The following is an 18,958-nucleotide window of genomic DNA, read 5'->3' on the forward strand; positions in this document are numbered from 1 at the left end:
CCACCGCCGGAGCCACCTTCGCCGCCGTCGAGGTCGAACCCGCAGCAGGCTTGACCGCCGTACCCGTCGAGGCCGCCGCACCAGCCACAGAACTGTCCGAACCCGCCGCGGCACTACCCCCGGCCGGTGCGCTGTTGGCCGCGCTGTCGCCGGTCGAGCTCTGTGAACTGCTGCTCTGGGACGCCGTGTCGGCCCCGACACGGGAGCCGCCGCAGGCGGCGAGTAACGCCAGCGCGGTGACGGATGCCGTGATCGCCGTGACCAAGCGGCGAGGTCTTGTTCTGGCTGACATTTGCCTGCCCTTCGGAAGGCCCAGGTCCGGGCCACGTTGATTACCGACGCCTACTTCGCGAGGGTGATTGCCCCCTCCGGGCAGACGCGCACCCCGAGTCGAGCCGATTCCTCCAGACCGGGCGGCACCTCGATGACCCCACCGCGGTCGATGTTGTAGCCGTTGTCGTCGAGCCGGTAGACGTCCCCGGCCATGACGGCGCACCTGCCGTGCCCGGTGCAGCCCTGTTGGCCGCCGTCCTTGCCGAGCGCGATCTGTACCCGCACGTCGCGCTACCAGGACAGGTGGAGGGACCGCATGGAACGCAGATAGCCGGTTTCATAGACCGGGGTGGTGCCCTGCTTCACGTGGTAGTCCGGGATGCGGCGCAGCCATTCCTCGAAGGTGGCGCGCAGTTCCAGCCGGGCGAGGTTCGAGCCGATGCATCTGTGGATTCCCACTCCGAAAGCGGAGTGCAGGACGGTCTCGCGAGTGATGTCGATCTTCTTGGGATCCTCGATCACCCGCGGGTCACGCGAAGCGCCCCCGTAGACCATCATGACGAAGTCGCCCTTCTTCAGTTGCTGCCCGCCGAGTTCCACGTCCTGCGTGCAGGTACGCCCCAGAGCCACCACCGGTGGGAACACCCGGGCGAATTCCTCGATGGCGCGCGGCATGTAGGTCTCCGGGTCGGAGACCAACAGCTTGCGCGCCTCGGGGTTCTCGGCCAGCCAGAGCAGCCCGCCGGCCATCACATAGGTGGTGGTGGCGATGCCACCGAACGTCATGTCGACCAGAACACTGACCCGGTCGGCCCAGGGCGCGGGGTTGCCGTCGTCGTACTCGACACCGGCCGCGATCATGTCGACCATGTCGCCGCGCGGCGGTTCCTCGGAGCGCTTCTTCAGGTACTCGCCCAGGTAGGAGAACACGAACCCGAAGGCCGCACCACGTTCGGCCATGTCGGGCGCGAACGTGCCCCGTTCCACCCCGTCCACGAGCTTGTCGAGGTCCTCGATCGGGACGCCGAGCACGTTCTTGAAGAACGCCCATCCGGGCAGCAACCCGCCCATCTCGCTGACGAACTCGCACTCACCGCGGTCGATGAAGCGGTCGATCAAGGCGTTGGCGTCGGCCCGGATCGTCGCGTCGTACTCCGCGATCACCGCCGGGCCCATGAACGGGTTCAGCGCGGTCCGCCAAGCGGTGTGGATCGGCGGGTCGCACTCCTCGGGGAACAGGAACGGCAGGCCCTCGGGGCGGTTCGGCATGTAGCCGCCCGCTGCCGAGAACGCGCGCCAGTTCTGACCGACCTCGCGTACCAACTTGTTCTGGGCAACCAGCCAGAAGCCGGTGCCGACCTGGCTGCGGGCAACCGGGCACTTCTCGACGATGTCGTCGAGGACGTCGAGGAGTCGGTCGTTGAAGACCGGGGCGTCCAGATCGAAGTCGTGGTAGATGTCCCGGCCGTACTTGGCCTTCGCCGCCTCGACGTCGGCCGCGGTCGGCGGGGTGTAGACGGTCTCTTGGTCCTTGAATCCCATCGCGGGCAACCCTTTCCAGTCCGGGGTGATCGGGCGGCGCGCGGCTAGAGCAGCGTGTATCCGCCGTCGATGACCATCTCTGCGCCGGTGATGAACGAGGACTCGTCACTGGCCAGGAACAGCGCGAGGTTCGCGACCTCGGAGGCTTCGGCGATCCGGCCGATCGGGTTGGCCTTGACGATCGCCTCGATCATGGCCGCGGGCAGATGGTCGGTGATCGCGGTGCGAATCGATCCGGGATTGATCGCGTTGACTCGGATCCCCTGGGCGGCGTACTCGGCCGCGGCGACTTTGGTCAACATGACCACGCCACCCTTGGCCGCGCAGTAACTGGCCATGTTCGGGAAGGCGACCATCGCGGCCATCGAGGCGGTGTTGATGATCGAGCCGCCGCCGGAGGCCAGCATCGCCGGGATCCCATATCGAACTCCGAGAAAGACCCCGCGCAGGTTGACCGCCTGGACCGCGTCCCAGGCCTCCTCCGGACACTCACCGACCAGGTGCAGCTCACCGTCGATGCCCGCGTTGTTGTGCAGCACGTCGAGGCGACCGAACGTCGAGACGGCCGCGTCGATCATCGCCTGGACGCTCTCGCCCGAGCGCACATCGGTGTTCACCGAGATCGCGCCCTCGCCCAGTTCCTTGGCGATGGCTTCCTGGGCCCCGGACAGGTCCGCGAGCACGACCTGCGCACCCTCCCGGTGGAAGACCCGTGCGGTCGCGGCGCCGATCCCCGAACCCGCTCCGGTGACGATGGCGACCTTGCCCTCAAGCCGTCCGGCCATGTGATGTCAGCTCCCATTCCATTGGGTCCGCCCGGCCCGATCAACCCGGGCAGAATGTGTGACCGATGTGACAAGCGAACGTACGTTTGCTGACGAATACTGTCAATAGGGATGACCCAGCTCTCCGAATAGACGCTGGGAGATAGCCTTTTGCCGACCGGCCGACAGCTTGACGAACCTCGGTTCACGGTGGCACCGTTACGAACGATCGTTAGCTACACAAGTTGACAGGGTCGACCGACACTCGGGGAGGCTGACGTGCTGGCGGGACATCTGGTCGCGGACGCGGTTGTCCACCCGTACAACTTGGCGTCGGAGAACCAGGACCCGGCCGCGGCAGCTCAACTGGAGGCGGTTTACGGCGCCCACCTGCTGGCCACCGGGCGGGCGCACCCGGAACATGCGTTGAGCCGCGCGGAGTTCTTCAGCGACTTCCCGTTCGAGGCTGTGGCCCGGTCGCTGTTCGTCGAGAGTGCCACGGACTTCGCGATCATCCATGCGTTGCCGAACCTGGGTTTCACCCGGTCTTTCGTCACCGACCCGGCACGCGCCGCGCAGTTCCGGGATCTGCACCCGCAGCGCTTCGCTCTCTACGCCACCGTGGACACCGCGGACATCGACGGGGCCATCGCCGCGTTGGAGTGGCAGGTGCGCGAGTTCGGCGTCGACGGCCTGAAGCTGTACCCCGCGTTCTTCTACGGCGGCGCCGCCCAGGGCTGGCGGCTGGACCGCGACGACTTCGCCACCCCGGTGCTGGAGGCCGCTCGCGACCTGGGCATCCGCAACGTGGCGGTGCACAAGACGCTGTGGCTGCCACCGGCCCCCAAAGAAGCTTTCGATCTGGACGACGTCTCCGCCGCCGTCGAGAAGTTCGCCGACCTGAACTTCTTCCTGGTGCACGCCGGCGCGGCCTTCGTGGACCGGACCTGTGAGCTACTCCGGCGACACCGGAACCTGCACGCGACGCTGGAGACCACGTTCTCCTACCTGGTCGTGCGCCCGGAGGTGTTCGCCAGTGTGCTGGCCCGCCTGTTGACCGCCTGCGGCCCGGACCAACTGCTGTACGCCAGCGGCAGCAATCTGTCGCACCCGGATCTGCTGCTGCGCGCGTTCGAGGACTACCAGTTGCCGGACGAGGTCCTGGATCGGCACGGGTGCCGCCAGTTGGACGACGCGGACCGTGCGGCGATCCTCGGCGGGAACCTGTTGCGCCTGCACGGCCGGACGCCGGAGACGGTGTTGGCCGGCGTCGCGGACGACGGGTACGCGGCCACCCGTGCGGCGGGCGGTGCTCCCCCGTGGAGCGGCGTGCGGACGGCCGTGACCGGTGGCGCCCGATGAGCGAGCTTGCGAGTGAATCAATGTCACAGTGCCGGCCACCTTCCGCCCCGAACCGGCGATCGATGGTGCACCAGTGAGCCCGACCACCGCGGCCGTGCTGGATCGCCTGCGCGAGGTGCCGGAGCCGTGCAGCCTGCTCATGCGTGAGCCGACCAACATCACCGACATGGGCCTGGTGGAGAAGGTCGTCGTCACCGGCGACAAGGTTCTCGTCGAACTGGTCCTCACCGATCCGTCGTGCCTGCATTTCGGGGCGATGCAACGCTTCATCCGCGACGCGGTCCTCGGCCTGGACGGAGTCACCGAGGTCGACGTACGGATCAGCCCGTGGGTGCTGTGGACGCCTGACCGCCAAGGCGAACCGGAACAAGGGAGAGATGCCGAATGAGGGACGTTCCTACCCGCAGGAGGCAGCGAGACGGCGATCCCGCTCTCACCCCCGCCGAGCGTCAGTACCCCTTGCCGCCCAGCACGTTGGACATCGACGTCTACCGCGACCCGCAGCGCTTTCGGCACGAGCTCAACGAGATCTTCGTCCCGGCTTGGTTCCCGGTGCTGCCGGCCGGCGACCTCGAGCCCTCGGCGGTCTTCGTCTGGGAGGGCGTCGAACAGTCGGTCGTGATCGCCCGGCACCACGACGGGCGGGTGTCCGCCTGGCACAACGTCTGCCAGCACCGGGGCGCGCGCATCGTGCGGGAGAGCGGTCCGTGCCAGGTCGCCCGGGTGCACTGCCCATGGCACGGCTTCGGCTATGACCTCGACGGCAAGGTCGTGGCCGTGCCGTTGCGGGCCAGCTTCGACGCCGCGGAGCTGACCGGGTTGGCCGCCCCTCCGGTACGCGTTCAGGAGTGGGGCGGCTTCATCTGGTTGTGCCTGTCGGACACGTCCATCGGCCTGGAGGGGTACCTCGGCACTATCGGCACACAACTGGCCGGGTACGGACTCGACGAGTTCCGCACGGTCTACCGGACCGAGGTGGTGCTGAACGCCAACTGGAAGATCGTCATGGACGGCTTCAACGAGACCTGGCACGTGCCGTTCACGCACGCCGATTCCCTGGCCGACATCGTCCTGTGGCGCGAGGCCACGCTGCACGTGGATTCCCCGCCGCACTCCTGGATGACCATCCCGATCCGCGGGTTCACCGACCGGGTCGATTCCGATGACCACCGGCAGACCCACCTGTGCCACTACCTGGTGTTCCCCAACACCATCTACAGCTGCTTCCCGACCCATCTGCAGATGTGGACGGTGTGGCCGTTGACCGTGGACCGCACCCAACTGATCGCCCATCACATCGTCGGGCCGACCCCGGCGGGCCAGACCGACCAGGAGTGGGAGGCCCGCAACCTGCGGGACTGGGAACACTTCGTGACCGTGCTCGGCGAGGACTCCGCGGTGCTCGACGACTTCTCGCAGATCGTGCGCAGCCTCGGCTACAACCGGAACATGTTCAACACGGCCGAGAGCCGGTTGACCGCGTTCCACGAGGAGATCGCCAAACGGCTCGGCGAACCGCAATGACGACCGAGGGTGCACGTGCGACCGCGCTGCTGCTCGTGATGTCCCGACCGGTGCCCGGACGCGAGCAGGACTACGACGAGTGGTACACCGACCGGCACCTGGGCGATGTCCTGAACGCGGCCGGATTCCGTGCGGCACAACGCTTTCGCTTCGTCCCCTCGAAGCTCTCGCGGGATCCGGCCGCCCCGTACCTGGCCATCTACGAGGTGGACGCGGCCGACCGCGAGGCCGCGGAGAAGCTGTTGATCGAGGCGGCCAACACCCCGGCGATGCCGATCAGCGACGCACTGCAACCCGGCTCGATCACCTGGTGGTTCGAGAGCGTGAGCGACCGGGTGGGATCGACTTGACGGGAACCGGAATCAGCTTTCGCACCGTCCACGCCAACGGGCTGCGCTTCGGTGTGGCCGAGGCGGGCCAGGGCCCACTGGTGCTGTTCTGCCACGGCTTCCCGGAATCATCGTACTCGTGGCGTCATCAATTGCCGGTTCTCGCCGAGGCCGGTTTTCGTCGGTCGCGCCGGACATGCGCGGTTACAGGCGCTCCGCCAAGCCCGCGGACCCCGATGCCTATGTCATCACCGAGTTGGTCGCCGACTGCGTCGGGCTGGTCGAGGCGTTGGGCGAGCAAACCGCCGTGATCGTCGGGCACGACTGGGGCGCGGCGATCGCCTGGACGGCGGCCTGGACCCGGCCGGACGTGTTCCGTGCCGTGGCCGCGTTGAGCGTCCCGTTCGGCGGTCGAGGGCTGACCGTGCTACCGGGCAACCCGTTGGGCGAGCGGCGCCCGAGCATCGTCGAGCGGGAGCTCGCCGGCCCGGACCTGTTGTTCTACCAGGATATCTTCGCCTCCCCCGCGGGCCTCGCGGAGATGGAGGCCGACCCCGCCCGGTCACGGTGCCCGCGCTGTTCATCGGTGGCGACCGCGACGTCGTGACGATCTGGACCAAGCGCGCCATCGAGCTGTTCGACGAGACGCAGCAGGACTTCCGGGGAACCGTGATCCTCGAGAACTGTGGCCACTGGATCCAGCAGGAACAACCCGCCGCGACCAACACCGCGCTGCTGGAGTTCCTGGCGAAGCTGTAGGCCGGTCCCGCTCAGCGGTGCAGGGACCAGTACTGCAGCGCCCACCAGACCTCGAAGGTCGTCTCCAGGCTGCCGAGGTCGGCGCCGGACAGCTGCTCGAAGCGGTCCAGTCGCTGGCGCAGCGTGTTCTGGTGCACCGAGAGCGCGACGGCGCCGCGCGCGATGTTTGCGTCGCACGCCAGGAAGGCCTCCACCGTGTCCAACAACGCTGGCGCGGCGGCCAACACCGGGCTCAGATGGCGCGCGACCAGGGCGTCCCCGAGTTCGTCCTCCTCTACGACCGCGACACGGATGCTCAGACTCGATCGGTCGACCAGCCCACGTCGACGAAACCGCACGGCCACGTTCAGCAGCCGGGTCGCCTCCGCGAATGCCTGGGTGAGCCCGTTCAGATGCACCGGGCCGGCGATGGAGGCGACGCCGTCGAGATCGACCAGCGTGGGCGGCGTGGGAACGATGCCGGCGAGGTCACCGTCGACCGGACCGACAACTCCACCGCTGCGGTTGAGCGCCTCCAGCGGCTCCGGTGCGGTGGTGCGGGCGCGAAGCACCCAGTAGTCGACACCGGGCTTCAGTCCGTGCACCGCTGCCACCGCCGCCAGGTCGTGCGTCGACAGCGACCCGGTCAGAGCCCGCGCCAGGAAGGTCAGCCGCTCCTGCTCCTCGCGCCGGGCGATCTCCACGTCGATGTCGCGACGTGCCCCGACCAACTCGGTGGACAGGTCGTCGGTCAACTCCCACAGACGGCACAGGGCCCGCAACGTCGCTTCGATGGGCACGTCCAGCGCGCTCGCATGCTCGACGACGGCGTCGCGCAGCACTCCCATGACCGCCCGGTAGGCGGCGACGACGTCCTCGGCCGGGATGCCCTGCATCGCTCGCTGGCGACCCGATGCGTGCTCGTCCTCGCTGATGTCCGCCGGCAGGTCGCCTCGTCCACAGAGCATCTCGGCGACGCGCACGACATTGCGCCGACAGGACCGGCGCAATGCGGCAGCCGGGACCCGACGGTAGGACCGGATCGCCCGCAGCTGTGCCATCTGACGCGCAATCAGGTCCGCGTCGGCAGCCAGCAGCGCCGCGGCCACCGGAGCCATGATCTGCCGGTCGGCCGGGTCGACCACCGCGTTGGGCTTTTCTCTGCTCTCGATACCCGGATTCTAGAGGTTCCTACGTTGCCTCAGCCGGCGTTGACCTTCGGCATGATCTCCTCCACGAGCCGCTTCATGTCGTCGAGGGTCTTCGAGGTCGGGACATCCCGGAACGGCGGCCACAGCAACGGCATGTCGAGGCCGGCCTCCGCCAACCGCTTGAGGTTGTCCTCGATCTGCGCGGCTGTCCCGATCAGGATGTTGGACGCCTTGCCGTTGTCCGCCTGGTCGGTCTCCACGTCGGTGATCATGAACCACATCATGCTGGCGACCTCGAGGTCGTCGATCGACCGGCCGACGTTCTCCAGTTCTCGGGCGATCGGAACCCGCCAATTCTGCAGCCCCTCGGGCGTGTCCTGGATGCCGATCCATCCGTGCAGGTTGTACTTCGCGATCCGCTTCGCGGAGATCTCCGGGTTCTTCAGCCCGCTGAACCAGATCGGTGGGTGCGGCTGCTGCACCGGCCGGACACCGAAGCCGGCGGGGCCGAAGTCGGCGAACTCACCGTGGTACTCGAACAGGTCGTTCGTCCACGCGCCGATCATGATGTCGAGGGCCTCGCGCACCTGCTTGTGCCGACGCGGGAACACGTCGGTGGCACCGACCGCGGCGAACTCCTCGACCATCCAGCCCGACCCGATGCCGACGTTCAGGCGGCCGCTGGAGAGCTGGTCGATGGTCGCGCAGTCGGCGGCCATGATGGCCGGCGCCCGGTACGGGAGGTTGAAGACGCTCATCCCGATGCGGATCTTCGAGGTCTTGGCCGCGAGCCACGGGATGAGCGGCGGGCCCTGGTAGAAGGCGCCTCGGGAGTTGACCGGGATCCCGTGCGGAAGACCTTCCATCATTCCGAAGCTGTACGTCAGCTCGGCGCGGTCGTTTGATTCCGGCACGATGACACGGTCGACGGCCCACACCGAGTCGAAGTCGAGTTCCTCCGCAAGGAGCGCGAGATCTTCCATCTCCTTGACTGTCACGACGTCACGCAGGTTCGGTAGGAGCAGGGCTAATTTCATCGGGATGCGTCCCTTCAGGGGTGTCGACAGATGGCCATCGTCACGCAGCCGGAGCGACAGCGGCAATGGAGAAGCCTCCCGCATAGAGCGCAGAATCATAGAGATTTCTCCATTGTCTTGACCGGGAGGCGCGGCGCACGATCTCGTCGTGAACATCGCGACCGTCCTGGATCAGGTGGGCCTCGCCCATCGCGACCGGACAGCGTTCGTGTGGGCAGACCGATCCCGGACGTACGGCGAGTCGGCGGCTCGGGTCAACTCGATGGCCCGCGCCTTCACCGCCGAGGGAATCGCGCGCGGCGACAGGATCGCCCTGTACCTGCGCAACTGTCCCGAGGTGATCGAGGCGATGTTCGCGGCGTGGAAGATCGGCGCCTGCGTGGTGCCGCTCAACCCCGCCTACACGGCCGACGAACTCGCCTACCACCTCTCCGACTCCGAGGCATCGTTGGTGATCACCGACGCCGCGGGGCTCCCGACGACCGTCAAGGCCTACGGCAACGAGGGCCTGCTGGTCGTCGAGGATTCCCTCGACGTCGCGCTCGCGGACCACCCGAGCGACCCGCTCCCCACCCTCGAACTGCCCGACACAACGCTCGCGTGGCTGGCGTACACCTCCGGCACCACCGGGCGACCGAAGGGCGCGATGCTCTCCCACCGCGCACTGACCTACCAGGCGCTCACCACCTTGGCGGACGTGCAGCGCCTCGAGACCGAGCACGTGACCATGCACGCCGCACCGCTCAGCCACGGCAGCGGGTACAACGCGCTGGCGTACACGATGAAGGCGTGCACCCAGGTCATGCACTCACCGACGGGTTTCGATGCAGGGCTGTTCCTCGAACAGGTGGAGCGCTACCGGGTTGCCGCCGCCTTCCTCGTCCCCACGCAGATCAACATGCTGGCCGTGCACCCGGATGTCGCCGCCCGAGATCTGACGAGCCTTCAGTGGATCATGTACGGCGGCGCGCCGATGTACCGCGAGCACCAGAAACGCGCGGTGCGCGCGTTCGGCCCGGTGTTCGTCCAGATCTTCGGCCAGACCGAGTCGCCGATGTCCGGCACCGTGCTGCGCCGCGAGGAGCACGACTTCGACGACGACGATCCGCGCGCCGGCTCGGTCGGACGTCCACGCCTGGGCGTCGACATCCGCATCGTCGACGCTGAGGACAACCCGGTCCCGCAAGGCAGCACCGGGGAGATCTGCATCAAGGGCCCGACCCTCATGGAGGGCTACTGGCGGCGGCCCGAGGCCACCACCGAGACCCTGCGCAACGGGTGGCTGCACACCGGCGACGTCGGCGCGCTCGACCAGTTCGGCTACCTGCACATCCTCGATCGCCTCAAGGACATGATCATCAGCGGTGGACTGAACGTGTACCCGCACGAGATCGAGGATCTGCTCACCGCTCACCCCGCCATCGCCGCCGCGTGCGTCGTGGGAATCCCGCACGAGAAATGGGGGGAAGCGGTTCACGCCGTCGTCGTCGTCGCTGCCGACGCCGAACTGGACGAGGCAGCCGTCGTCCACTACACGAAGCAGAACCTGGCCGGTTACAAGTGCCCCAAGTCGGTCGCCTTCGTGGCCGAACTGCCCAGGACCTCCTACGGCAAGATTGCCAAACGCGAGGTCAGGGCGCCCTACTGGGCACATCTGGAGCACCGGGTCTGACGCTGTGTCAGATCACTGTGGACGGCTTGGTCAAGATCGAGCGTGGGCGGCGGGGTCGAAGCCCCGGATGTCCCAGAGCCGAGCGGTCAGCCGGTCGAGTTCGCCACGCGCAATCACGTCGTAGACGCCGAGGAGCAGTGCCGTGGTCGGCTCCGGGTACCCCAGATCCAGGCTCTCCACCTCTTCGCGAGCGACCATGCGGACCTCGGAGGCCTCGGCGCTGGTGCCGTAGTCGTGGCTGGGCAGTGGCGCCACCAGGGCGATGTAGATCTCTTGCATGTCCGGCAACGACAGCGCGCCGTAGAGCACCAAGTCCTCGGGCCGGACATGCAGGCGGGTTTCCTCCAGCAGCTCGCGGCAGGCTGCCTCGCGGAGTGTCTCGCCGTTCTCCAGGAACCCGGACGGGATGGCCCAGCACCCTGCGTAGGGAGCGGTGCGGCGCCGGATCCAGAGGATCCGATCACCTTCGTACAGCGGGCAGGCGACGACCACCTTCGGGTTGTCGTACTCGATCGCACCGCACTGCCCGCAGACCGACCGCGGCCGGTTGTCACCGACCGGCACCACCGCGGCAGTCCTGGCGCCGCACTGCCGGCAGTACCCGCCGGGCGTCGTGGGCGCCATCTGCTCAGAGAATCAGGCAACGGCCTCCGGAGCAAGCGGCCGGCTCAGAGTCCTGCCTCGGTCGGTGCACCGGTGGAACCGTCCGCGGTCCGGCTGACCAGCACCATCACCAGCGCGATCGGGATCAGCAGGACCACCGCGACCTGTCGGGTGTCCAGGCCGGCCAGTCCGTGTGCCAGGCCGACGGTCACCACCGCCACCCCGGCAGCGGTACCCAGACTGCGGGCCATGGAAAGCGTTCCACCGATGGTGGCCCGGGCGCTCGGGCCGACATGCGCCATCACGGCCGCGTTGTTGGCCGGGGTGAACAGCCCCAGTGCCAACCCGAGAACCGCCAGGTCGACGGCTACCGCCGGGGGTCGGGCCGGGATCACCAACAGGCCGATCACCCCGATCGTGGTCGCAACCGAACCGGTCGTCAGGCGAACCCGGTCGCTGACGCCACTCGGGATCAGGTGCCCGCCCACGGTCGCCATGAGCGCGAACCCGGCGGGCAGGGCGGTCAGCACGAACCCGGCGCGGTCCGCGGACAGCCCGTGCCCGGTCAGCCAACTCGGAATCAGCACCAGCGGGGCGAACAGCAGCAGGTAGGAGCACAGCGCGCCGATCAGGCCGTTGCGGATGCCCCGACGGGCCAGCAGCCCAGGATCGACCAGGGGATGCCGCGCGGTGCGCAGGCTCCGGACCAGGGTCGCAGTCGCGGCCACGGCGAGGACTCCCAACGAGATGGTCACCGCCATCGGCAACGGCAGGTCCGCCGCCGCGGACAGGGCCAGCAGCGCGCTGGTCACCGCGATCGCCAGCGCGAACAGTCCTAAGTGGTCCATCGGGCGACGCTGCGCGGCATCCCGGGTACGAGGTAGGGCCACCAGCGCCAGCATGATCGCGACGATCCCGACCGGTACGTTGACCGCGAACACCGATCGCCAGCCCCAGTTGACCACCAGGACCCCACCGACCGTGGGGCCCAGTGCCAGCCCGAGTGCCTGCGCGCCCGCCTGCATCCCGAGCGCACTGCGGGCGCGGCCCGGCGGTGCGCTGGCTGTCACCAACGCGATGCTGGTGGACTGCAGGAGCGCCGCCCCGATGCCCTGCACCAGTCGCATCCCCACCAACGCCGGCATGTTCGGGGCCAGTGCGCAGGCCAGTGAGGCCAGGGTGAACACAGCGAAGCCGTACACGTAGGTGAGCTTGCGTCCGTGGCTGTCGGCCACTCGGCCGAGTGGAACCAGGGCGACCGCGAGGGCGACGAGGTAGGACAAGGAAACCCACTGCACAGCGCCGGAGGACACCCCGAACTCCGAGCGCAGTGGTGCGTAGGCGAGCGTGACGATGCTCGCGTCCAACTGCCCCATGAACGCGCCGAAGCACACCGCTCCGACCGCCAGCCAGCCGTTGTGCGGCCACTCGCGGATGGCCCGGGGCCGGGGCACCTCGCGGGTCAGCGCCTCGCGCCAGCCGGCGGAGCCCGCGTTCAGCTCATCCACCACGTCCCCGCGACCTCGATCGAAAACATCACGGCCACTGCCTGGTGTCCGGACCGGACAGGACTTATTGTACGTACAATTCGCCATCCCTGGGAAGTGTCATGCGCTACGGCTTCGCAATCGACCAACGCACCTGCATCGGTTGCCACGCGTGCACGGTCGCGTGCAAGACCGAGCACGAAATACCGGTCGGCCAGTTCCGCACCTGGGTGAAGTACGTCGACTCCGGGGAGTTCCCCAACACGACCCGCGACTTCGGGGTGATGCGGTGCAACCACTGCACCGATGCCCCCTGCGTGAAGATCTGCCCCACGAAGGCGCTGTTCATCCGGCGGGACGGCATCGTCGACTTCGACGGCGAGAACTGCATCGGCTGCAAGAGCTGCATGCAGGCCTGTCCGTACGACGCGATCTACATCGACAAGAACACCAACACCGCTGCCAAGTGCAACTTCTGTGCGCATCGGGTGGACGCCGGCTACGAGCCGGCCTGCGTGGTCGTGTGCCCGACCCACTCGATCTGGGTCGGTGATCTCTCCGACCCGAACAGCGGCATCTCCCGGCTGGTCAACACGAATCCGGTGAGCGTGCGGTCCCCCGAGCAGAACACCGGCCCGAACGTGTTCTACCTCGGCGCCGATCGCGCCGTGCTCGACCCGCTGGCCGCGCCGGTCGACGGTACCTACCTCTACTCCACCCCGGACGCGCAACGAGCCGCACTGGCGGCGTACCTGCCCCGTGATCCGGTCAGTGGCGCCCGGACGACGTTGAACACCGCACACCCCCGGCCCTGGGGCTGGCGGGTGGTGACCTATCTCTGGACGAAGGGGCTGGGCGCGGGAGCCCTCCTGGTCGCGGGGCTGGCGGTCATGCTCGGGATCGACATGGGCGTGCTCGGTGAGATCGTCGCTCCGTCGGTTGCGTTGGCGGGCACTGCGGCGACCGGTGTGCTGCTGGTCGCCGACCTGAAACGCCCCGAGCGGTTCTTCTACATCCTGCTGCGTCCGAACCCACGTTCCTGGTTGTTCCTCGGTTCGCTGGCCCTGGGCGCATTCGGCGCGGTGAGCACCGCCTGGCTGGCCGCAGGCATCGCGACGCGGTCCGGTCACCTGCACTCACACCACATCTTCGACCTGCTCGCCGGGCTCGGAATCCCGGCCGCGATCGCCGCAGCCGGTTACACGGCGTTCCTGTTCGGCCAGGCCGAGGGTCGCGACCTGTGGCAGTCCCCGCTGCTGTTCTGGCACCTGATCGTGCAGGCGACGATGGTGGGATCCGGCGCGCTGGCGATCGCGGCCCCCGCCGTGGACCTGGGCGCGGACGCGAAGCGCCTCCTGGCCCGGACCCTGGTGGTGGCGACCGGGGCCCACGTGTTGATGCTGCTGGCCGAGTACCTCGGCCGGCATGCGAGCAAACAGGCGGCGGTCGCGGCACACCTGGTCACGCACGGTCCGTACGCCCGGCTCTTCTGGGGCGCGGCGATCGGGCTGGCCGCGACCGCCGCGGTCGCCGCCGCGCCAGGTTGGAACGGCGATGTGGTGGCCCTGCCGCTGCTGGCCGGCTTGGCGGTACAGATCGCCTTGCTGGCCTACGAATCCGTGTTCGTCCGAGCCGGACAGGACGTTCCCCTCTCATGACAGTCACGCCCGAGCGCAGCGCCGAGATCCGGTCCCGCGGGAGCAATCCGTTGCCCGGCGAACGCAGCCACGAGCACCTGCGGAACTTCCCACCGCCGGAGGACTGGGACCATCACGTCGAGTACGACGCGAAGGCTCACCCGCGCAAGGTGCCGCACGAGTACATGCTCGTCCCGACCACCTGCTTCAACTGCGAGTCGGCCTGCGGACTGCTCGCCTACGTCGACAAGTCCGACCTGTCGGTGAAGAAGGTCGAGGGCAACCCGGCGCACCCCGGTTCCCGTGGGCGCAACTGCGCCAAGGGACCGGCGACGATCAACCAGATCAACGACCCGGAGCGGATCCTGCACCCGCTCAAGCGGGTCGGCAAGCGCGGCGGCGGCCAGTGGGAGCAGGTCAGTTGGGACGCCGCGCTCGACGACCTCGCCGCTCGGATCCGCAAGTGCTTTCTCGAGGGCAGGCACGAGGACGTCGCCTACCACGTGGGTCGGCCCGGTGAGGACGGCTTCGCCGAGCGGATCCTGCAGGCCTGGAACTGCGACGGGCACAACTCGCACACGCAGGTCTGCTCCTCCGGTGCCCGGCTGGGTCAGTCCTTGTGGGGCGGCTACGACCGACCCAGCCCGGACCACGCGAACGCCAAGGTGATCCTGCTGTTCTCCAGCCACCTGGAGACCGGGCACTACTTCAACCCCCATGCCCAACGGATCATGGAGGGCAAGCAAGGCGGAGCTCAGTTGATCGTCGTCGACCCGCGGCTGTCGAACACCGCGAGCCACGCCGACCTGTGGGTCTCCCCCTGGCCGGGCAGCGAGGCAGCGATGCTGCTGGCGATCGCCGCCCACCTGCTGCGGACCCGGCGGATCGACGAACCGTTCCTGCGTCGTTGGTTCAACTGGGACACCTACCTGGAGAACCTGCACCCGGCCGCCACGCGGACGTTCGAGGCGTTCCTCGACGCGTTGGAGGCGGACTACGCGCCGTACACATTCGCGTTCGCCGCGGCCGAGTCGCAGGTGCCGGTTGAGCAGATCGAGAAGATGGCCGATCTGGTGGCCAACTGCGACGGCCGGTTGGCGGCGCACATCTGGCGATCGGCCGCGGCCGGCAACTACGGCGGCTGGCAGGTCGCCCGCAGCCTGTGGTTCGTGCTCGCGCTGACCGGGTCGATCGGCTCGGTCGGCGGCACCTCACCGAACGGCTGGAACAAGTTCATCCCGCACGGCCCGGACGTGCCGGCGCACGACCACTGGAACCCGCTGACCTGGCCGGCCGAGTACCCCTTGTCGTGCAACGAGATGTCTATCCTGCTGCCCCACTTCCTGCGCGAGGGCCGCGGGCACATCGACGTCTATTTCTCCCGGGTGTTCAACCCGATCTGGACCTACCCGGACGGCTTCACCTGGATGCGGGCGATGACCGACCCGGATCTGATCGGCTGTCACGTCGCGCTGACACCGACCTGGTCGGAGACGGCCGAGTTCGCCGACTACATCCTCCCGGTGGGTCACTCCACCGAGCGCCACGACACCCAGTCCTACGAGACCCACGCCTCGCGCTGGCTCGGTTTCCGGCAGCCGGTGCGCCGGGTCGCGATGGAGAAGCTGGGCAAGCCGTTCGTCGACACCCGCGACACCAACCCCGGAGAGGTCTGGGAGGAGAACGAGCTCTGGTTCGAGCTGTCCTGGCGCATCGACCCGGACGGATCGCTGGGAATCCGGCGCCACGTCGAGTCGCCGTACGCGCCCGGGGAGAAGATGACCGTCGACGACTTCTACCGCTGGATCTTCGAGAACCGTGTCCCAGGTCTGCCCGAGAAGGCCACCGCCGAAGGCCTGACGCCGCTGGCGTTCATGCGCAAGTACGGGGTGTTCGAGATCGCGTCGGGCCTGTACCGGCAGGACGAGCGCAAGCCGTCCGAGGCCGAACTCGACGGCGCGGTGCCGGACTCCCGGGGAGTGCTGCGCAAACCGACGACCCTGGATTCGGTGCCACCGCTGGTCGGTGAGGCCGGGGCGGTCGGCCTGGTCCACTCGGACGGCTCGGTCACCGCGGGCTGGCTCACCCCCTCCCGCAAGCTGGAGGTGTACTCCGAGACGATGCGCGACTGGGGCTGGCCGGAGCACGCCACCCCCGGCTACATCCGATCGCACGTCCACCCCGACGAGATCGACCTGGCCGCGGGTGATCTGGTGCTGATCCCGACGTTCCGACTGCCCACGCTGATCCACACGCGATCGGGCAACGCCAAGTACCTCAACGAGATCTCCAACACCCACCCGTTGTGGCTGAACTCGACCGATGCCGCGCGCCACGGCCTGGCCACCGGAGATCTGGTGCGGCTGACCACGTCCATCGGTTACTTCGTCCCCCGCGTGTGGGTGACCGAGGCGATCCGTCCGGGCGTCTGCGCGTTGAGCCATCACATGGGCCGCTGGCGGCTGCATGAGACGGAGGGCAGCCGGTGGGTGCAGGGCCTGGTCGACATCACCCACCCGGACGGCCCCGACTCGTTCCTGCTGCGCTACAAGGGCGGCATCGCCCCCTTCAAGTCCGACGACCCGGACTCCGAACGGATCTGGTGGACCGACCCCGGCGTGCACCAGAACCTGGCGTTCGCCGTCCAGCCCGATCCGTGGTCCGGAATGCAGTGCTGGCTGCAGAAAGTCCGGATGGAGAAGGCTCGATCCGGCGACCAGTACGGTGACGTGTGGGTCGACACCGCACGCTCGATGGAGATGTACCGAACGTGGCTGGAACACACCCGGACAACGCTCGGGCCCGGCGGGCAACGCCGACCGGAGTTCCTGATGCGACCGGTCAAACCGCGCCGCCGCGCATTCTTCGTCGATCCTGACGGAGCGTCACAATGAGTCTGCTCGCGAGACCCGGGACGCGCCGCGAGCAGGAGACCTCGGCATTGCGACAACTGCTGGAGCAGGTCGTCGACCCCGAGATCGGCCGGTCCATCGGGGAGCTGGGGATGCTCGGCGAGGTGCGCCTGGACCGGCGCGGCACCGCCACGGTGACCGTCCGACTGACCACCTCGACCTGCCCCCTGGTCGAGGAGTTCCGGTCCCGGTGCACCGCCGCGTTGGCCGAGGTTCCGTCGGTCCGTCGGGTCGAGGTGGAGTTCACCGAGCTGTCGGCGCGGGAGCGCGCCGAACTGGCCGGCCGCCTGCGCGCCGACCGGCCGGCACTCACCTCCGGACTCGGCGGCTCGACCCGCATCTATGCGGTGGCCAGCGGCAAGGGCGGGGTCGGCAAGTCCAGCGTGACTGCGAACCTCGCGGTGGCACTGGCCGACTCCGGTAAGCGGGTCGGGGTGCTGGACGCCGATGTCTGGGGTTACTCGATCCCCGGCCTGTTCGGGGTCAGCCGCAGCCCGGTGGTGGTCGGTGGCCTGATGATGCCGGTGCGGGCACACGGCGTGGCGCTGATGTCGACCGGTTTTCTCGTACCCGACGGGGCTCCGGTCGTCTGGCGCGGGCCGATGCTGCACAAGGCGCTGGAGCAGTTCCTGACCGATGTGCACTGGGGCGAACTCGATGTGCTTCTGCTCGACCTACCGCCCGGCACCGGCGACGTCCAACTGTCGTTGCTGGAACTGTTGCCCGATGCGGCCCTGCTCGCGGTGACCACCCCGCAACCCGCCGCCCAGGGAGTGGCCGCGCGCGTGGTCACGATGGCCCGCGAAGCGTCCATGCCGATCGCCGGTGTCATCGAGAACATGAGCTCCACGGTCTGCGACGGATGCGGCGAACACAGCGAACTGTTCGGCTCCGGGGGCGGTGCGGCGTTGGCCGAGCTCGCGCAGGCACCGTTGCTCGGCAAGGTGCCGCTGGACCGCGAACTCCGCGTCGCCGGCGACCTCGGGACCCCGGTGGTGCGCTCGGCCCCCCACGCCGCCTCCGCCCAAGCACTGGCAGCGATCGCCACGACGCTCCCGACCGTGCGACGCAGCCTGGTCGGGCGCGCCCTGCCACTGACCGTCCGATGAACACCCCCCTCGCCCGAACCGGGCACCGCGGGCCGCACGCCCCGGACGGCAGCAGCGGTATTCCGCTGTGGCAACAGGTCGAGGCCGATCTGCGGCGGCGGATCGCCACCGGGGAGTTCTCCGTGACGTTCCCCGGCGAGCACGACCTGACCGAGCAGTACGGGGTCAGCCGACACACGATCCGCGAGTCGTTGCGCCGGCTGCGGGCCGAGGAGACGGTGGTCTCGGCCCGCGGCCGAGGCACCGCGGTCCGCCCCCCGGCCATCGACCAACCGCTGGGCACGATGTACTCCCTGTTCCGATCGGTGGAAGCGGCCGGGTTGGAACAGCGCAGCCAGGTCCGGGTGCTCGACGTGCGCCAGGACGACGAGGTCTCCGACCGCCTCGGGTACCCCGCCGCCACGGAGTACGTGTTCCTCGAACGGCTGCGCCTGGCGCAGGGCGAACCCCTGGCCCTCGACCGTGCCTGGCTGCTGCGGGAACTTGCCGACCCACTGCTGGCCGGCGATTTCGGCCACTCCGGCCTCTACGACGAACTGGCCCGGCTGACCGGCAAACAACTCACCGGTGGACGTGAGTTCATCCGCGCAGAGGTTCCGGACCGCCAGGTTCGGCGCCTGCTCGACCTGCCCGCGGACGCGGCCACATTGGCCGTCGAACGGATCGGCGCTCTGGGCGAGCAGCCGGTCGAGTTGCGGCGCAGCATCATCCGCGGCGACAGGTTCGCCATGACAACCGAATGGCCCGGCACCGACAGTTGTCGCATCGATGTGACGGGGACACGACATCCGGTCGGCCCAACCTGATTCGACCCGTCG

The 18,958-nt window shown here is 68.5% G+C and carries 19 protein-coding genes; 12 read left to right on the top strand and 7 right to left on the bottom strand.

Translation table 11 applies throughout. The features are described from left to right. A partial coding sequence (locus tag VHU88_15995; protein ID HEX3613191.1) for a hypothetical protein occupies positions 1 to 332 on the top strand: 332 nt, incomplete at its 5' end. 10 nt (positions 333 to 342) lie between these two features. Here the strand turns inward: VHU88_15995 and VHU88_16000 are convergent. From VHU88_16000 to VHU88_16010, 3 genes are read right to left on the bottom strand one after another with little or no spacing between them, the layout of a single operon-like run. Further along, a complete protein-coding gene (locus tag VHU88_16000; protein ID HEX3613192.1) occupies positions 343 to 558 on the bottom strand; it encodes a ferredoxin in 216 nt (71 codons plus the stop codon). Between the two features lie 6 nt (positions 559 to 564). Further along, a complete protein-coding gene (locus VHU88_16005; GenBank protein HEX3613193.1) occupies positions 565 to 1,815 on the bottom strand; it encodes a cytochrome P450 in 1,251 nt (416 codons plus the stop codon). 44 nt (positions 1,816 to 1,859) lie between these two features. Beyond that, positions 1,860 to 2,600 (bottom strand): SDR family NAD(P)-dependent oxidoreductase, encoded by a 741-nt coding sequence (locus tag VHU88_16010; protein ID HEX3613194.1) that lies wholly within the window; start codon positions 2,598 to 2,600, stop codon positions 1,860 to 1,862. A 258-nt stretch (positions 2,601 to 2,858) separates the two neighbouring features. Between VHU88_16010 and VHU88_16015 the strand changes: the two genes are divergently transcribed. The 6 genes from VHU88_16015 to VHU88_16040 all read left to right on the top strand — a co-directional run bounded on the left by VHU88_16015 (position 2,859) and on the right by VHU88_16040 (position 6,553). After that, entirely contained in the window at positions 2,859 to 3,941 is a 1,083-nt protein-coding gene (locus tag VHU88_16015; GenBank protein ID HEX3613195.1) for an amidohydrolase family protein, read from the top strand. Positions 3,942 to 4,014: 73 nt separating this feature from the next. Next, a complete protein-coding gene (locus tag VHU88_16020; protein HEX3613196.1) occupies positions 4,015 to 4,329 on the top strand; it encodes an iron-sulfur cluster assembly protein in 315 nt (104 codons plus the stop codon). After that, positions 4,326 to 5,465 (top strand): aromatic ring-hydroxylating dioxygenase subunit alpha, encoded by a 1,140-nt coding sequence (locus VHU88_16025; GenBank protein ID HEX3613197.1) that lies wholly within the window; start codon positions 4,326 to 4,328, stop codon positions 5,463 to 5,465. Before VHU88_16020 ends, VHU88_16025 begins: the two co-directional genes overlap by 4 nt. Then, positions 5,462 to 5,815, top strand: coding sequence for a hypothetical protein (locus tag VHU88_16030; GenBank protein HEX3613198.1), 354 nt, complete (start codon positions 5,462 to 5,464; stop codon positions 5,813 to 5,815). Before VHU88_16025 ends, VHU88_16030 begins: the two co-directional genes overlap by 4 nt. Before the next feature lie 118 nt (positions 5,816 to 5,933). Continuing rightward, entirely contained in the window at positions 5,934 to 6,401 is a 468-nt protein-coding gene (locus tag VHU88_16035) for an alpha/beta hydrolase (protein ID HEX3613199.1), read from the top strand. Beyond that, entirely contained in the window at positions 6,398 to 6,553 is a 156-nt protein-coding gene (locus VHU88_16040) for an alpha/beta hydrolase (protein ID HEX3613200.1), read from the top strand. Before VHU88_16035 ends, VHU88_16040 begins: the two co-directional genes overlap by 4 nt. Positions 6,554 to 6,564: 11 nt before the next feature. Here VHU88_16040 and VHU88_16045 read toward each other — a convergent pair whose 3' ends face one another. Beyond that, positions 6,565 to 7,677, bottom strand: coding sequence for a helix-turn-helix domain-containing protein (locus tag VHU88_16045; protein ID HEX3613201.1), 1,113 nt, complete (start codon positions 7,675 to 7,677; stop codon positions 6,565 to 6,567). Between the two features lie 56 nt (positions 7,678 to 7,733). Next, entirely contained in the window at positions 7,734 to 8,681 is a 948-nt protein-coding gene (locus VHU88_16050; protein HEX3613202.1) for an LLM class flavin-dependent oxidoreductase, read from the bottom strand. A gap of 187 nt (positions 8,682 to 8,868) precedes the next feature. On the opposite strand from VHU88_16050, the gene VHU88_16055 reads away from it, so the two are divergent. Beyond that, on the top strand, positions 8,869 to 10,392 hold the full coding sequence (locus VHU88_16055) for an AMP-binding protein (GenBank protein HEX3613203.1): 1,524 nt from the start codon (positions 8,869 to 8,871) through the stop codon (positions 10,390 to 10,392). Positions 10,393 to 10,422: 30 nt separating this feature from the next. On the opposite strand, the gene VHU88_16060 is transcribed toward VHU88_16055, so the two are convergent. Both VHU88_16060 and VHU88_16065 read right to left on the bottom strand, forming a co-directional pair. Next, a complete protein-coding gene (locus tag VHU88_16060; protein ID HEX3613204.1) occupies positions 10,423 to 11,016 on the bottom strand; it encodes an NUDIX hydrolase in 594 nt (197 codons plus the stop codon). Between the two features lie 44 nt (positions 11,017 to 11,060). Next, complete coding sequence (locus tag VHU88_16065) at positions 11,061 to 12,503, bottom strand: MFS transporter (protein ID HEX3613205.1); 1,443 nt, start codon at positions 12,501 to 12,503, stop codon at positions 11,061 to 11,063. Positions 12,504 to 12,604: 101 nt separating this feature from the next. On the opposite strand from VHU88_16065, the gene VHU88_16070 reads away from it, so the two are divergent. The 4 genes from VHU88_16070 to VHU88_16085 are packed head-to-tail and all read left to right on the top strand — an operon-like array spanning position 12,605 to position 18,946. Next, on the top strand, positions 12,605 to 14,140 hold the full coding sequence (locus VHU88_16070; protein ID HEX3613206.1) for a 4Fe-4S dicluster domain-containing protein: 1,536 nt from the start codon (positions 12,605 to 12,607) through the stop codon (positions 14,138 to 14,140). After that, on the top strand, positions 14,137 to 17,013 hold the full coding sequence (locus VHU88_16075; GenBank protein HEX3613207.1) for a molybdopterin-dependent oxidoreductase: 2,877 nt from the start codon (positions 14,137 to 14,139) through the stop codon (positions 17,011 to 17,013). The genes VHU88_16070 and VHU88_16075 overlap by 4 nt, the downstream gene beginning before the upstream one ends. Further along, a complete protein-coding gene (locus VHU88_16080; protein HEX3613208.1) occupies positions 17,010 to 18,140 on the top strand; it encodes a P-loop NTPase in 1,131 nt (376 codons plus the stop codon). Before VHU88_16075 ends, VHU88_16080 begins: the two co-directional genes overlap by 4 nt. After that, positions 18,137 to 18,946, top strand: coding sequence for a GntR family transcriptional regulator (locus VHU88_16085; GenBank protein ID HEX3613209.1), 810 nt, complete (start codon positions 18,137 to 18,139; stop codon positions 18,944 to 18,946). Before VHU88_16080 ends, VHU88_16085 begins: the two co-directional genes overlap by 4 nt. Positions 18,947 to 18,958: the final 12 nt, after the last annotated feature.

The sequence above is a fragment of the Sporichthyaceae bacterium genome, assembly GCA_036269075.1.
In the GTDB taxonomy this organism is placed as follows: domain Bacteria; phylum Actinomycetota; class Actinomycetes; order Sporichthyales; family Sporichthyaceae; genus DASQPJ01.